General features: G+C 72.3%; 11 protein-coding genes and 1 pseudogene. 2 read left to right on the top strand and 10 right to left on the bottom strand.

Annotated elements, in window-relative coordinates:
- Positions 1–267: 267 nt before the first annotated feature.
- The 8 genes from ACIP9H_RS27015 to ACIP9H_RS26980 all read right to left on the bottom strand — a co-directional run bounded on the left by ACIP9H_RS27015 (position 268) and on the right by ACIP9H_RS26980 (position 10,106).
- Entirely contained in the window at positions 268–873 is a 606-nt protein-coding gene (locus ACIP9H_RS27015) for a TetR/AcrR family transcriptional regulator (protein WP_401961257.1), read from the bottom strand.
- A gap of 25 nt (positions 874–898) precedes the next feature.
- Complete coding sequence (locus ACIP9H_RS27010; RefSeq protein WP_401961254.1) at positions 899–1,933, bottom strand: agmatine/peptidylarginine deiminase; 1,035 nt, start codon at positions 1,931–1,933, stop codon at positions 899–901.
- A 14-nt stretch (positions 1,934–1,947) separates the two neighbouring features.
- Positions 1,948–3,636 (bottom strand): urease subunit alpha, encoded by a 1,689-nt coding sequence (locus tag ACIP9H_RS27005; protein ID WP_401591503.1) that lies wholly within the window; start codon positions 3,634–3,636, stop codon positions 1,948–1,950.
- Positions 3,633–4,316, bottom strand: coding sequence for an urease subunit gamma (ureA, locus tag ACIP9H_RS27000; protein WP_401591505.1), 684 nt, complete (start codon positions 4,314–4,316; stop codon positions 3,633–3,635). The genes ACIP9H_RS27005 and ureA overlap by 4 nt, the downstream gene beginning before the upstream one ends.
- A 243-nt stretch (positions 4,317–4,559) precedes the next feature.
- Positions 4,560–5,648 (bottom strand): branched-chain amino acid aminotransferase, encoded by a 1,089-nt coding sequence (locus ACIP9H_RS26995; protein ID WP_401591507.1) that lies wholly within the window; start codon positions 5,646–5,648, stop codon positions 4,560–4,562.
- A 207-nt stretch (positions 5,649–5,855) separates the two neighbouring features.
- The gene (locus ACIP9H_RS26990) at positions 5,856–6,893 is read right to left on the bottom strand and encodes a 3-isopropylmalate dehydrogenase (protein WP_401591509.1); all 1,038 of its coding nucleotides are present in this window, start codon (positions 6,891–6,893) and stop codon (positions 5,856–5,858) included.
- A 609-nt stretch (positions 6,894–7,502) separates the two neighbouring features.
- On the bottom strand, positions 7,503–9,134 hold the full coding sequence (gene pruA, locus ACIP9H_RS26985) for an L-glutamate gamma-semialdehyde dehydrogenase (protein ID WP_401591511.1): 1,632 nt from the start codon (positions 9,132–9,134) through the stop codon (positions 7,503–7,505).
- A gap of 42 nt (positions 9,135–9,176) precedes the next feature.
- Positions 9,177–10,106, bottom strand: a complete 930-nt coding sequence (locus ACIP9H_RS26980) for a proline dehydrogenase family protein (protein WP_401591513.1) — start codon at positions 10,104–10,106, stop codon at positions 9,177–9,179.
- 143 nt (positions 10,107–10,249) lie between these two features.
- Here ACIP9H_RS26980 and ACIP9H_RS26975 point away from each other — a divergent pair, with 143 nt between their 5' ends.
- Entirely contained in the window at positions 10,250–11,437 is a 1,188-nt protein-coding gene (locus ACIP9H_RS26975) for a PucR family transcriptional regulator (RefSeq protein ID WP_401591515.1), read from the top strand.
- A gap of 133 nt (positions 11,438–11,570) precedes the next feature.
- Positions 11,571–12,854, top strand: coding sequence for a glycosyltransferase 87 family protein (locus tag ACIP9H_RS26970; protein ID WP_401591517.1), 1,284 nt, complete (start codon positions 11,571–11,573; stop codon positions 12,852–12,854).
- Here the strand turns inward: ACIP9H_RS26970 and serA are convergent.
- Together serA and ACIP9H_RS26960 are read right to left on the bottom strand one after the other, a co-directional pair.
- On the bottom strand, positions 12,838–14,427 hold the full coding sequence (gene serA, locus ACIP9H_RS26965) for a phosphoglycerate dehydrogenase (protein WP_401591519.1): 1,590 nt from the start codon (positions 14,425–14,427) through the stop codon (positions 12,838–12,840). The genes ACIP9H_RS26970 and serA overlap by 17 nt on opposite strands.
- A gap of 250 nt (positions 14,428–14,677) precedes the next feature.
- Positions 14,678–14,788, bottom strand: a pseudogene (locus ACIP9H_RS26960) (ketol-acid reductoisomerase); the annotation flags it as partial.

Here is a 14,788-nt window from a genome sequence, read left to right as displayed (position 1 = left end):
TCGGGTGAGTGGTTCCGGAAAACCGGGTTCCACTTGCCCCCATTTTCCCTCGCGCTGGTCCGCGCCCGGCACGGGTGGGCCGGGAAACGAAAAAACCCCTCGCGGGTGCGAGAGGTCTGCGCGCGGGTCTGGGACACGGTGATCGCTTCCGCCGAGGTCTGCGGTGAGCGGTCACTGAGGACCGGCGCGCCTGCTGCCAATAATCATGACGAACGAGGGCACGCTCGCAGTCTGCCACACCCCGCCGACGGGTGGGACACGGTCTCACTATGCGGGCGACAGGGCCTCGTCCAGGAACTCCTTGACGTGCCCGAGCGCCTGTTCGCGGTCCATGCCCGGGAGCCCGATCACCAGCGGCACCCCGAAACCGTCCAGCAGCGCGCGCAGCCGCACCGTCGTCCGCTCGGGATCCACCGGCCGGAAGTCGCCGCGGGAGATCCCCTCGGCGAGCAGCGCGACCAGGTCCCGGTGCCAGACCAGTTCCAGTGCGAGCTGGCGGCGCAGGACGTCCTCGGCGGCCGTCGTCCGGTTCCAGACCTCCGACCACAGGGTCCAGCGCGGATCGCGGCGGCCGTCGGGCAGATACAGGCCGATCACCGCGTCCAGCCGCTCACGGGGGGACGCGGTGCGGCCGAGGACGCGGCGGCGTTCGGCCGCGAGCTGCTCCTCGCTCCACTCCAGGGTCTGCAGCAGCAACTCGTCCTTGCTGCCGAAGTAGTAGAGGATGTGGCCGCTGCTCATGCCCACCTGGCGGCCGAGGCCCGCCATCGTCAGCTCGGCCAGCCCGCGTTCGGCGATCGTCGCCATGGCGGCGGCCATCACCTCCTCGCGCGGCTGCTTGAGCCGCCGCCGGGGGCGGGCGGATCCGGTCACCTTGTGTCCTTCGGGGGCGGTCGTGTCACACCTGCGGCTGCTGCTGGGTGATGCAGTGGATGCCACCACCGTGCGCGAAGATCGTACGGGCGTCGACGAGCACGACCTCGCGGTCCGGGAAGAGCCGCTCGAAGATCGCCTTGTTGACCTCGTCGGCGGGGTCGTCGAAGGCGCACAGGATCACCGCGCCGTTGCAGAGGTAGTGGTTGACGTAACTGTGGTCCACCGGCTCCCCGTCGCTCTCCCGCACCCGCGGCGCGGACAGCTCCACGACCTCCAGCCGCCGCCCCCGGGCGTCGGTGGCGGCCCGCAGCAGGGCTGCGGCCTCCCGCGAGACGGCGTGGTCGGGGTGGGACGGGTCGCGCTGGTCGTGGACGACCACGACGCCGGGACGGACGAAGGCCGCGACGATGTCCACGTGCCCGCGGGTGCCGAAGCGCCCGTAGTCGGCGGTGAGGCCGCGCGGCAGCCAGATCGCCTGGCGGGTGCCGAGGAAGGCGTGGAGCTCCGCCTCGGCCCGCTCCCGGCTCCAGCCCGGATTGCGGCCCGGGTCGAGCTGCACGGTCTCGGTGAGCAGCACGGTGCCCTCGCCGTCCACGTGGATCCCGCCGCCCTCGTTGACGAAGGAGGTCGCGTAGCGGCGGGCGGCGGCCTTCTGCGCGACCAGGGCGCCGATCCGGGCGTCGTGCTCCCAGGACGCCCATTCCTGGGCACCCCAGCCGTTGAACGTCCAGTCCGCGGCGGCCAGTCCGCCGTCGCCGGTGAGGAAGGTGGGGCCGATGTCGCGCATCCATGCGTCGTCCAGCGGCGCCTCGGCGACCGTGGCGGCGGTCCCCAGCGCCTCCCGTGCCCCGGCGGCGTCCTCGGGGCGGGCCACGACCGTCACGGGCTCGAAGCGGGCGACCGCCCTCGCCACCGCGGCCCACGCGGCACGGGAGGCGGCCAGGTCCTCCGCACCGTCGAAGGTCGTGCTGGGGGACGGCCACGCCATCCAGGTGCGCGCGTGGGGGGCCCACTCGGCGGGCATCGCGTAGCCGTCGGCGGCGGGGGTTGCGGGCATGGTGCTGGTCCTTGTCAGAGGAAGTAGAGACGGCTGAGCGACACCTGTTCCGCGGGCTCGGAGCGCAGCGGGTCCCCGTCGAGCGTCACCAGGCCCGTGCGCGTGTCGACGTCCACATGTCCCGTACGGGAGTTGAGGACGAGATCGGCCGGGCCGATGCCGCGGGTGCCGCGCACGGCGACCCGCCGGCGCCGGGTGGGCATGCGGTCGTGCTCCAGGTCGAGTGCGGCCCGGGCGACGAAGGCCACCGAGAGGTCGGCGGCGGTGGCGCCGTGGGCCCCGAACAGCGGCCCGAGCACCAGGGGTTCGCAGGTGTCGGTGGCGGCGCCCGGGTCGCCGGTCACGCCGTAGGCGGGGAAGCCGGACTTGAGCACCATCTGCGGCTTCGCCCCGAAGTACTCCGGCCGCCACAGCACGATGTCGGCGAGCTTGCCGGCCTCGATCGAGCCGATCTCGTGGGCCAGGCCGTGCGCGATGGCCGGGTTGACGGTCAGCTTGGCGATGTAGCGCAGGACGCGGGCGTTGTCGTCGTCCGGGCCGTCGCCCTCCAGAGGGCCGGACTCGGCCTTCATCTTCCCGGCCATGGCGAAGGTGCGGCGCACGGTCTCCCCGGCGCGGCCCATGCCCTGGGCGTCGGAGGAGGTGATGCCGATCGCGCCCAGGTCGTGCAGCACGTCCTCGGCGCCCATCGTCCCCGCGCGGATGCGGTCGCGGGCCATCGCGGCGTCGCCGGGCAGGTCCGGCTTGAGGTCGTGGACGGAGACGATCATGCCGTAGTGCTCGGCGACCGCGTCACGGCCGAAGGGCAGCGTGGGGTTGGTCGACGAGCCGATGACGTTCGGCACCCCGGCCATCTTCAGCACATTGGGGACGTGGCCGCCACCGCAGCCCTCGATGTGGAAAGCGTGGATCGTACGGCCCTCCAGCACCCGCAGGGTGTCCTCCACCGACAGGCACTCGTTCAGGCCGTCGCTGTGCAGCGCCACCTGGACGTCGTGCTCCTCGGCGACCCGCAGCGCGGTGTCCAGGGCGCGGGTGTGGGCGCCCATGTCCTCGTGGACCTTGAAGCCGCACGCGCCGCCCTCGGCCAGCGCCTCCACCAGCGGCGCCGGGTCCGAGGACGAACCGCGGCCCAGGAAGCCGATGTTGACCGGCCATGCGTCGAAGGCGTTGAAGGCGTGCCGCAGCGCCCAGGGCGAGTTGACGCCGACCCCCCACACGGGCCCGAACTCCTGGCCGATGATCGTGGTCACGCCGGAGGCCAGCGAGGCCTCCATGATGCGCGGCGACAGCAGGTGGACGTGGGTGTCGACGGCGCCGGCGGTGGCGATCAGCCCCTCGCCGGACACGATGGACGTGCCCGTGCCGACCACGACGTCCACCCCGTCGAGCGTGTCGGGGTTGCCGGCCCGCCCGATGGCGTGGATGCGGCCCTCGCGGATGCCGATGGAGACCTTGCGGATGCCGACCGCCGTGTCGATGACCAGCACATTGCTGATCACCACGTCGCAGGTCTCCCGTACGGCGGCGGCCTTCAGCGCCAGCCCGTCCCGCGCGGTCTTGCCGAAGCCGGCCAGGAACTCGTCACCGGGGCGCTGGGAGTCCGACTCGACGCGGACCACCAGGCCCGAGTCGCCCAGCCGGACCCGGTCGCCGGCGCGCGGCCCGTGCACGGCGGCGTACTCGTACGGATCGATGCTCATCGCTCCGCCCCCAGATAGCCGCACGCCGCGGCGCGCCGCAGTGCCTCCTGTCGCGCGCCGGGCGCGTCCAGCGGCCCGTCGACGAGCCCCGCGAAGCCGATCGCGACCCGGTCGCCGCCGATCGGGACGAGACCCACCTCCCGCTCCTCCCCCGGCCCGAAGCGCACCGAGGACCCGGCCGGCACGTTCAGCCGCATGCCGTAGGCCGCCGAACGGTCGAAGTCCAGCCGGGGGTTGGCCTCGAAGAGGTGGAAGTGCGAGGTGACGCTGACCGGGACGGGAGCGGTGTTGTGCACGGTCACGAACACCTCGGACGGCCGCTCGGGCAGGGCGGGACCGGGCAGCACCGCGCCGGGCGCCCGTTCCCGCAGGGAGCCCCCGCCGATCGGGTCCCCGACCACGGCCAGCCGCGAGCCGTCGTCGAAGACGGCCTCGACATGGACCTCGGTCACGATGTCCGCCACGCCGGGCAGCACGTCGTCCGGACCGAGCACGGCGCGGCCGGCCGCGACGGCCTCCGCGAGACGCGCGCCGTCGCGCGCGGCCTCGCACACCGCGTCGGCGATCAGCGCGGTCGCTTCCGGCACGTTCAGCCGCAGCCCCCGGGCGCGGCGCGCCCGCGCCAGTTCGGCCGCGCCGAAGAGCAGCAGCCGGTCACGTTCCGTCGGGGTCAGCCGCACGCTTCCGCACCTCCCACGAGGGTCACCGGGACACCGTTTAGAACGCCACTCTAAAGCGCGATGCCCTATGAGGGAAGCCTTGGCCGGGCCCTTGCTCGTCCTGGCACCGCATCCGCCTTGAGCGCCGTTCGAATCATCCCGCACGGCTGCCGCGCCGGGAAAGCGCGAAGCGGCCGCACGCGGCCCCGGAAAGTGCTCCGGGACCGCGTGCGGCCGCTTCGGACGTCGTGCGCCCCGCGGGGGTCAGGAACCCAGCGGGTGCATCCAGCCGTGCGTGTCGGGGGCCAGTCCGGTCTGGATGTCCAGCAGGGCCTTGCGCAGCTTCATCGTCACCTCGCCGGACTTCCCGTCCGCGACGCTCCAGTCCGCCCGCGTGGACTTCACGGAACCGACCGGCGTGATGACCGCGGCGGTGCCGCAGGCGAAGACCTCGGTCAGGGAGCCGTCCGCGTTGCCGTTCTTCCAGTCGTCGACGGAGATGCGGCCCTCGGAGACCTCGTAGCCCAGGTCCTCGGCGATGCGCAGGAGCGAGGCGCGGGTGATGCCGGGCAGCAGTGAGCCGGTCAGCTCGGGGGTGACGATCCTGTCCCCGTACACGAAGTACAGGTTCATGCCGCCCATCTCCTCGATCCAGCGGCGCTCCGTCGCGTCCAGCCAGACGACCTGGTCGCAGCCGTGCTCGATGGCCTGCGCCTGGGCGACCAGGGACGCGGCGTAGTTGCCGCCCGCCTTGGCCGCACCGGTGCCGCCGGGCGCGGCGCGCACGTACTCCTCGGAGAGCCAGACCGAGACCGGCTTGACGCCGCTGGGGAAGTAGGCGCCGGCCGGGGAGGCGATGACGATGAACAGGTACTCGTTGGCGGGCCGCACGCCGAGCCCCACCTCGGTGGCGAACATGAAGGGCCGCAGGTAGAGCGACTGCTCGCCGGTGCTCGGCACCCACTCGCGGTCCTGGGTGACCAGGGCGTCGCAGGCGGCGATGAAGGTCTCGACGGGGAGCTCGGGCATGGCCAGGCGGCGCGCGGAGGCCTGGAAGCGCTCGGCGTTCGCCTCGGGGCGGAAGGTGGCGACCGAGCCGTCCGGCTGACGGTAGGCCTTCAGGCCCTCGAAGATCGTCTGCGCGTAGTGCAGCGTCATGTTGGCCGGGTCGATGGACAGCGGCGCGTACGGCACGAGCTCCGCGTCGTGCCAGCCCCGGCCCTCCGTCCACCGGATCGTCACCATGTGGTCGGTGAAGTGGCGGCCGAACCCGGGGTTGGTGAGGATCGCCTCGCGCTGCGCCCGCGGCAGCGGGTGCGAGGAGGGCTTGAGCTCGATCGTGGGGATCGTCATAGATGATGTCCTTCGCGTCTGGTCATGGCGGACCGCACCCGCAGTCCTCCAAGGTGCCAGGACATCCGAGTTTCCCCTCGCACAGCGGCCCCACCGCCGATTATCGCAGCGGTGGGGCCGTGGACATACATGCGCGGCCCGAGAGGTCTGGGTCAGTCGTGGGAGTGCGCTGACCGTCCGGGCCGACTGAGGGGGCTGACCCGGCGGTCAGCCGGCTACTCGTGCGGCGAGCGTGTCGCCGATCTCACTGGTGCTGCGCGCACCGGAGCGCTCCGCGAGGTCCGCGGCGACCGCGCTCTCGATGCGCTCGGCCTCGGCGTGGTAGCCGAGGTGCTGGAGCAGCAGGGCGACGGAGAGCACCGTCGCGGTGGGGTCGGCCTTGCCCTGGCCGGCGATGTCCGGCGCGGAGCCGTGCACCGGCTCGAACATCGACGGGAAGTCGCCGCCCGGGTTGATGTTCCCGCTGGCGGCGAGGCCGATACCGCCGGTCACGGCGGCGGCGAGGTCGGTGAGGATGTCACCGAAGAGGTTGTCGGTGACGATCACGTCGAACCGCTCGGGCTGGGTGACGAAGAAGATCGTCGCCGCATCCACGTGCAGGTAGTCGGTGGTGACCTCGGGGTACTCCTCGCCGACCTTGTCGAAGATGTTCTTCCACAGGTGGCCGGCGTGCACGAGGACGTTGTTCTTGTGCACCAGCGTCAGCTTCTTGCGCGGACGCGCCTGGGCGCGGGCGTAGGCGTCCCGGACCACCCGCTCGATGCCGAACGCGGTGTTGAGGCTGACCTCGGTGGCCACCTCGTGCGGCGTCCCGGTGCGCAGGGAGCCGCCGTTCCCGACGTACGGGCCCTCGGTGCCCTCGCGGACCACCACGAAGTCGATCCGCGGGTCGCCCGCCAGCGGTCCCTTGACACCCGGGTAGAGCTTGGAGGGACGGAGGTTGACGTGGTGGTCGAAGGCGAACCGCAGCTTCAGCAGCAGCCCGCGCTCCAGCACACCGGAGGGCACGGAGGGGTCGCCGACCGCGCCCAGCAGGATCGCGTCGTGCGCCTTGAGCTGCTCCAGCTCCGCGTCGGGCAGGGTCTCGCCCGTCTCGTGCCAGCGCTTGGCGCCGAGGAGGTACTCCTTGGTCTCCAGCTTCACGTCCTGCGGGAGGACGGCGGACAGGACCTTGAGGCCCTCGGCCACGACTTCCTGGCCGATGCCGTCACCGGGGATCACTGCGAGGCTGATGCTGCGAGACATGCCGGTCACCTTACTCGGCCGTCCACTGGATGACACTTGCTGTCCGCATGGTGGGCAGCCCGGCCACCCGGCCGGACGGCGCCCAACCGGATGGCCGGGCCCGCCGGGCGGGCGTGCACCCTCACGGCACCGGGGACGGGACGTGCGGACGCTCGTACGGACGGATCACTTCACCATCGCGCACACGGCCAGGTAGGCGAGGCGGCGCAGGCGCCGGAAGGGGTGGGGGACGGTGGCGGTCATCGCTGCTCGTGTCCCGTGGAGCCGCCGTTGTCGCGGCGGTCGAGGGCGCGCTGCAGGGCCTCGGCGGCATTCTTGCGGGCGGTCTCGTCCATGGTGAACATCTCCCAGGTCAGAAGAGGAGGGTTGCGTCGCCATAGAACGGGGCGGGGAGCGGCGCTGCAGGGGGTGACCTGCCAGAGGTGCGCGGCTCACGACCGCCGGTCGCTGGTGGAGCGAGACGTTCGGCTTCTACAAAGCTAGGACAGCACGGCTCGTCTGTCTCCACAATTACTCGGACTTCCTACTATCTGAGACGGCGAAGGCCCGGCACCCCCCGATCGGGGGATGCCGGGCCCTGCCCCTTGCGGGTCAACCGGGGGCCGGAGCTCAGCCCATGTGCGGGTAGCGGTAGTCGGTCGGCGGCACCAGGGCCTCCTTGATCGACCGGGTCGACGTCCAGCGCATCAGGTTCTGCGCGGCGCCCGCCTTGTCGTTGGTGCCGGAGGCGCGGCCGCCGCCGAAGGGCTGCTGGCCGACGACGGCGCCGGTGGACTTGTCGTTGATGTAGAAGTTGCCGGCCGCGAAGCGCAGCTTGGCCATCACGTCGGCGACGGCGGCGCGGTCACGGGCGACGACCGAACCGGTCAGCGCGTAGGAGGCGACCGATTCCATCTGGGTGAGCATCGCCTCGAAGTTCTCGTCCTCGTAGACGTGCACGCCCAGGACCGGGCCGAAGTACTCCTCGCGGAAGATCTCGTGCTCCGGGTCGGAGGAGACCAGCACGGTCGGGCGGACGAACCAGCCGACGCTGTCGTCGTAGCTGCCGCCGGCGACGACCTCGACCGACGGGTCGGCCTTGGCGCGGTCGATGGCGGCCTTGTTCTTGGCGAAGGCACGGTCGTCGATCACGGCGCCGATGAAGTTGGACAGGTCGGTGACGTCACCCATGGTGAGGCCGTCGACCTCGGCCGCGAACTCCTCCTTGAAGCCGTTCTCCCACAGCGAGCGCGGGATGTAGGCACGGGAGGTGGCCGAGCACTTCTGGCCCTGGTACTCGAAGGCGCCGCGGGTCAGCGCCGTCTTCAGCACCGCCGGGTCGGCGGACGGGTGCGCGACGACGAAGTCCTTGCCGCCGGTCTCGCCGACGATCCGCGGGTAGCTGCGGTACTTCTCGATGTTGGTGCCGACCGTCCTCCACAGGTGCTGGAAGGTCCGGGTGGAACCGGTGAAGTGGATGCCGGCCAGGTCCGGGTGCTCGAGGGCGACCTCGGAGACGGCGATGCCGTCACCGGTGACCAGGTTGATCACGCCCTTGGGCAGCCCGGCCTCCTCCAGCAGCGCCATCAGCAGCACGGCGGAGTGCGTCTGCGTCGGGGAGGGCTTCCAGACCACGACGTTGCCCATGAGCGCGGGCGCGGTCGGCAGGTTGCCGGCGATGGCGGTGAAGTTGAACGGGGTGATCGCGTAGACGAAGCCCTCGAGCGGGCGGTGGTCCAGGCGGTTCCAGACACCGGGCGAGTTGGCGATCGGCTGCTCGGCCAGGATCTGCCGGGCGAAGTGCACGTTGAAGCGCCAGAAGTCGACGAGCTCGCAGGGGCTGTCGATCTCGGCCTGCTGCGCGGTCTTGGACTGGCCGAGCATCGTGGAGGCGGCGATCGTCTCGCGCCAGGGGCCGGCCAGCAGGTCCGCGGCGCGCAGGATGATCGCGGCGCGGTCGTCGAAGGACATCGCACGCCAGGCGGGAGCGGCGGCTAGGGCCGCCTCGACCGCGTCGCGGGCGTCGTCCTGCGTGGCGTTGGCGTACGTGCCCAGGCGGGCGCCGCGGTTGTGCGGCTGCACGACGTCGAAGCGCTCACCGCCGCCCATGCGCTTCACGCCGCCGATGGTCATGGGCAGCTCGACCGGGTTCCCGGCCAGCTCCTTCAGCTTCGCCTCCAGGCGGGCCCGCTCCGGGCTCCCCGGGGCGTAGGAGTGCACCGGCTCGTTCACCGGGGCGGGGACCTGGGTCACGGCGTCCATGAAAGACATCTCCTTGTGTCCTTGGGGGATCGGGGCGTGGGCTCAGCGGGAGGGGAGGAAGGACCGCAGGAAGAAGGCCAGGTTGGCCGGCCGCTCCGCGAGCCGGCGCATGAAGTACCCGTACCAGTCTGCGCCGTAGGGGACGTAAATGCGCATGCGCTCGCCGTCCTCCGCCAGCCGCCGCTGCTCGGCGGTGCGGATGCCGTAGAGCATCTGGAACTCGTACGAGCCCTGCTTGCGGCCGGCCCGGTGGGCCAGATCCTGGGCGATCGCGATCAGCCGCGGGTCGTGGGAGCCGACCATGGGGTAGCCCTCGCCCGCCATGAGGATCTTCAGGCAGCGCACATAGGCCCGGTCGACCTCGCCCTTGTCCTGGAGCGCGACGGAGGCGGGCTCCTTGTACGCGCCCTTGACCAGGCGGACCCGGGAGCCGGCGACCGCGAGGCGGCGGGCGTCCTCCTCGGTGCGGAAGAGGTAGGACTGGAGCACCGCGCCCGTGCCCGGGTGGCGCTCGCGCAGCTCGGCGAGGATCGCCAGCGTGGAGTCGACCGTGGTGTGGTCCTCCATGTCGAGCGTGACGGTGGTGCCGATCTCGCTCGCCAGCTCGGCGACCGGGCGGACGTTCTCCAGGGCGATCTCGTGGCCGCCGACCGGCAGCGCCTGGCCGAAGGCGGAGAGCTTGACGGAGACCTCGGCGCGGGTGCCGGCGCCCTCCTCGCGCAGCGCCTCCAGCAGCCGCAGGTACGCGTCCCGCGTCGCGACGGCGGTCGCCTTGTCGGTGACGTCCTCGCCCAGGTGGTCGAGGGTGACCTCCAGGCCGGACGAGGTCAGCGAACGCACGGTCTCCATCGCGGGCGCCAGCTCGTCGCCGGCGATGAAGCGGTTGACCACCGGACGGGTGATCGGCGCGCCCGCGACGACGCGGCGCATACGGTCGCTGCGCGAGGCGGCGAGCAGTACGGGACCCAGCACGGTCTCCTCCTGGGGCAAGGGCTGCCCAGGGGACAGGCAGCGTCGTCCGTGAAATCTAGGGTTCGCCTACCCCCGTCACCATCGACACCTGTCACGCGTGGGAACGGCGTCCCTCATACAGATGTATGAGGGAGAATGACGGCGTGCGAGGTGACTACCAGGAGCTGGTCGACGAGGTGTCGGCGCTCCTCGGCGCACCCGCGACCCTGGAGGACCGGGACTTCCGGCTGATCGCGTTCGGCGCGCACGACAGCGAGGACGACGCGGTGATGGACCCGGTCCGCACCCGTTCCATCCTGACCCGGCGCTCCACCGCCGAGGTCCGCGCCTGGTTCGAGCGGTTCGGCATCGCCCGCGCCACCGGCCCCGTCCACATCCCCGCGGCGGCCGACGCCGGGGTCTTCCGGCCCCGGCTGTGCCTGCCGGCACGGCACGGCGGCGTGGTGCACGGCTACGTGTGGCTGCTGGAGAACGCCGGGCACACCCCCGCACAACTGGCCGCGGCCATGGACGTGGCCGCCCGGATCGGCGCACTGCTGGCCGCCGAGTCCCGGGCGGGCGCCGACGCCGGCCGCGCGCTGGCCGCCGTGCTCACCGCCCGTCCGGGCCGCGGCCGGGACGGTGCCCGCGAGGAGTTGCAGGCCGCCCTGGGGCCCGACGCGGAGGAGGTGCACGCGCTGGTGTGCGTGCTGCCGTGGCGGTCCGGCGAGGGAGCCGGCGACGGCGCAGAGGCACCGGGACCGCGGACGGTGCCGGGCGCGGCCGCCTTGTGCGTACTCCCTCCGGGCGACATCGAGGGCGTCCCGCTGCCCGGGCTCGCGGCCCTCGTACGGCTGCGGTCGGCATCGGTCCCGGCCCCCGCCGTGAGCGCAGCCGGCCGGCTGCTGGAGGGCAACGGCACCCGGCAGGCCGCGCCGGACGCACGGGCCGGGGTCAGCGCGCCGCGCCAGGGCCTGGACGCCCTGCCCGGCGCCTGGCACGAGGCCGTGGCCGCCGCCCGGGCCGCCCGGGCGCAGCCGCGGCTCGGCCCTGTCGCCGAATGGGGCGCGATCGGCCCCTACCGGACGCTGGCCGCACTGCCGTCCGGCGCGGTCGACCCGGCCGTGCGCCCGCTGCTGGAAGCCGCGCACGCCGAACTCGCGCGCACCGCGGAGGTGTTCCTCGACTGCGCGGGCCAGGCCGGGCGTGCCGCCGGTGAACTGCGGATCCACCGGCAGACCCTTTACTACCGGCTGTCGCGCGTCGAGCGGCTCACCGGCCTCGACCTGGACGACGGCGAGGACCGCCTGCTGCTCCACATGGCGCTCAAGGCGGCACGCCTCGGCGACTGACCGGACTGTTGCCGACCGAAGGGGGCACAAGTAACGTGGCGCGGGGCCTCGGGGGGTCTGACCAGCGCGCGCAGGACGCGGGGGGATCCCGCGCCCGGCTCGGCCGACGGCGGGACAAGGGGATCGGGAACCGGTGACTCACTCCACGGAGGCGTTCGACCGCGAGCGCACGGCCCGGCCCGGCGCGCCCGCGAAGGGATCCGCCGCCCGGCCGCGACCGGACCGCCGACTGGTGCTCTCCCTCGTGCTGCTGGCGCTGTCACTGGCCGCCTTCACCGCGCTGTGCCTGTCGATGCCCGTGCCGATGGCCGACATGCAGGTCTACCGGGCCGAGGGCGCGGCCGTCGTGAACGGCACGGATCTGTACGGCTTCACGGTCACCGAGTGGAACCTGCCGGCGACCTACCCGCCCTTCGCCGCGATGCTCTTCGTCCCGACGACCTGGCTGCCGGTCCCGCTGCTCAAACTCGTCTTCATGGCCGGCAACCTGGCCCTGCTCGGCCTGCTCGCCCACCTGTCCTGCCGGACCGTCGGCCGGCCGCGGTCGCGCGGTACGCGGTGGACCGTGGTGGTGCTGGCGATGGCCGTCGGGCTGTGGCTGGAGCCGGTGTTCCAGACCATGCTGTACGGCCAGATCAACCTGCTGCTCGCGGTGCTGGTGCTGTGGGACCTCAGCCGGCCGGACGGCGCCCGGGGCAAGGGCGTGGCCATCGGCATCGCGGCCGGTATCAAGCTCACCCCGGCGATCTTCGCCCTCTACCTGCTGCTGACCGGCCGCCGCAAGGAGGCCGCCGTGGCCGGGGCGAGCTTCGCGGGAACGGCGCTGCTCGGCGCGCTGGCCCTGCCGGGCGCGACCGTCGACTACTGGACGCGCTGCATCTTCGACACCAGCCGGATCGGCAAGGTCTGGATCGTCGACAACCAGTCGCTGCAGGGGCTGGTGGCACGTGTCCTGCACACCCCGCACCCGGGGATGATCTGGGCGGCCACGGCGTTCGCCGTGGCCTGCGGCGGACTGGCGCTGTCGGTGTGGCTGGGGCGGCAGGGCCACGAGGCGTGGGGTGTGGTCAGCTGCGCGGTGACGGCCCTGCTGATCACGCCGATCAGCTGGTCCCACCACTGGGTGTGGTGCGTGCCGCTGCTGATCCTGCTGGCCGCGGACGCGCCGCGCTGGGTGCTGCGGGTGACCGCCGTGGTGTTCGTCGCCCGCAGCCTGTGGCTCGTGCCGAAGGCCGGCGACCTCGACCTGCACCTGGCGTGGTGGCTCCAGCCGTTCGCGTCCCCGTACCCGGTGCTGGGGCTGCTGTTCCTCGCGGCGGTGGCCGTGCGGTTCGTGACAGCGCAGGGGCGGCCGTCCCGGATCTCCCGGGACGACCGCTCCCAGCGGAGCCGGACCGCTGTCAGTTCTCGAGATTGACCGCTCGGGCCGAGGTCGCCCCGATCTCCGCGGCGATGTCGCCCAGCACCGGCGCCGGAACGGCGGTGTCGACCGTCAGCGCCACCAGGGCCTCGCCACCGGCCTGGTCACGGGCCACCTGCATGCCGGCGATGTTGACCCCGGCGTCGCCCAGGACACGGCCGATGGTGCCGACGACACCGGGCCGGTCGGTGTAGCGGAGGAAGGCCATGTGGTCGGCGAGGACCAGGTCCACGTCGTCGTCGCCGACGGCCACGATCTTCTGCACGTGCTTCGGGCCCGCGAGCGTGCCGGAGACCGAGACCTCGGTGCCGTCGGACAGCGTGCCGCGGACGGTCACCAGGTTGCGGTGGTCCGGGGACTCGCTGCTGGTGGTCAGGCGCACCTCGACACCGCGCTCCTGCGCGAACAGCGGGGCGTTGACGTAGGAGACCGTCTCGTCCACGACGTCCTCGAAGACGCCCTTGAGGGCGGACAGCTCCAGCACCTTCACGTCGTGCTGGGTGATCTCGCCGCGCACCTCGACGTCCAGGCGCACCGCCACCTCGCCGGCGAGCGCGGTGAAGATGCGGCCCAGCTTCTCGGCGAGCGGCAGGCCCGGGCGGACGTCCTCGGCGATCACGCCGCCCTGGACGTTGACCGCGTCCGGTACGAGCTCGCCGGCCAGGGCCAGGCGCACCGAGCGGGCGACGGCGATGCCCGCCTTCTCCTGGGCCTCGTCGGTCGAGGCGCCCAGGTGCGGGGTGGCCACCACGTTGTCGAACTGGAAGAGCGGCGAGTCCGTGCACGGCTCCTTGGCGTACACGTCCAGGCCCGCGCCGCCGACCCGGCCCTCCTTGAGGGCCGCGAACAGCGCCTCCTCGTCCACGATCCCGCCGCGCGCGGCGTTGACGATGCGGACGTGCGGCTTGACCTTGCGCAGCGCCTCGTCCCCGATCAGGCCGACCGTCTCGGGGGTCTTGGGCAGGTGCACCGTGATGAAGTCGGAGACCTCCAGCAGCTCGTCGAGGCTGAGGATCTTCACCCCCATCTGGGCGGCGCGCGCCGGCTGGATGTAGGGGTCGTAGGCGACGATCTTCATGCCGAAGGCCGACATGCGCTGCGCGACCAGCGCGCCGATACGGCCGAGGCCGACGACGCCGAGGGTCTTCTCGGCCAGCTCCACGCCGGTGTACTTGTTGCGCTTCCACTCGCCCTGCTTGAGCGCGGCGTTGGCCGGGGCGATGTTGCGCGCGACGGAGATCAGCAGACCGCAGGCGAGTTCGGCGGCGGTGACGATGTTGGAGGTCGGCGCGTTGACGACCATGACACCGGCCTTGGTGGCGGCGGAGACGTCGACGTTGTCCAGGCCGACGCCCGCGCGGGCCACGACCTTCAGCTTGGGGGCGGCGGCGACTGCCTCGGCGTCGACCTTCGTGGCGCTGCGGATCAGGATGGCGTCGGCCTCGGCGATCGCGCTCAGCAACTCGGCTCGGTCCGCGCCGTTGCAGTGCCGGATCTCGAAGTCCGGCCCCAGGGCCTCGACGGTGGCGGGAGAGAGCTCTTCGGCGATGAGTACGACGGGGTTGCTCACGTGAGTCCTCACTAGTCCCTGGCCGGCGGCCGCGTCCCGACGGCCGGAGGCGGTGGAAGGGAGATGGCATGCCGCGTGGAAGACGCACGACGCTGTGAGCCTGACGCGCTTGTTAAGGGAGTGTATCGGCGGCGGGCCCCGCATCCTGCGCCATCGCGGAAGGATCACCCGCACGAGGGTGTACGACGTGGCCAAAGCGGACGGTCCCGGGGGCGAGGAGCCTCCGGGACCGTACAAACCGCGGGAGGCATTACGCCTCTTCGTCCACCCAGCTCATGAGCTTGCGGAGCTTCTTGCCGGTGGTCTCCAGCAGGTGGCTCTCGTCGGCCTTCTTGTACTCGTTGTACTTCGGCAGGCCGGC

The sequence above is a fragment of the Streptomyces sp. NPDC088732 genome, assembly GCF_044751205.1.
Lineage (GTDB): Bacteria > Actinomycetota > Actinomycetes > Streptomycetales > Streptomycetaceae > Actinacidiphila.
The sequence above is the reverse complement of the archived record's forward strand: the minus strand, read 5'-3'. Positions and strand labels throughout refer to the sequence as shown.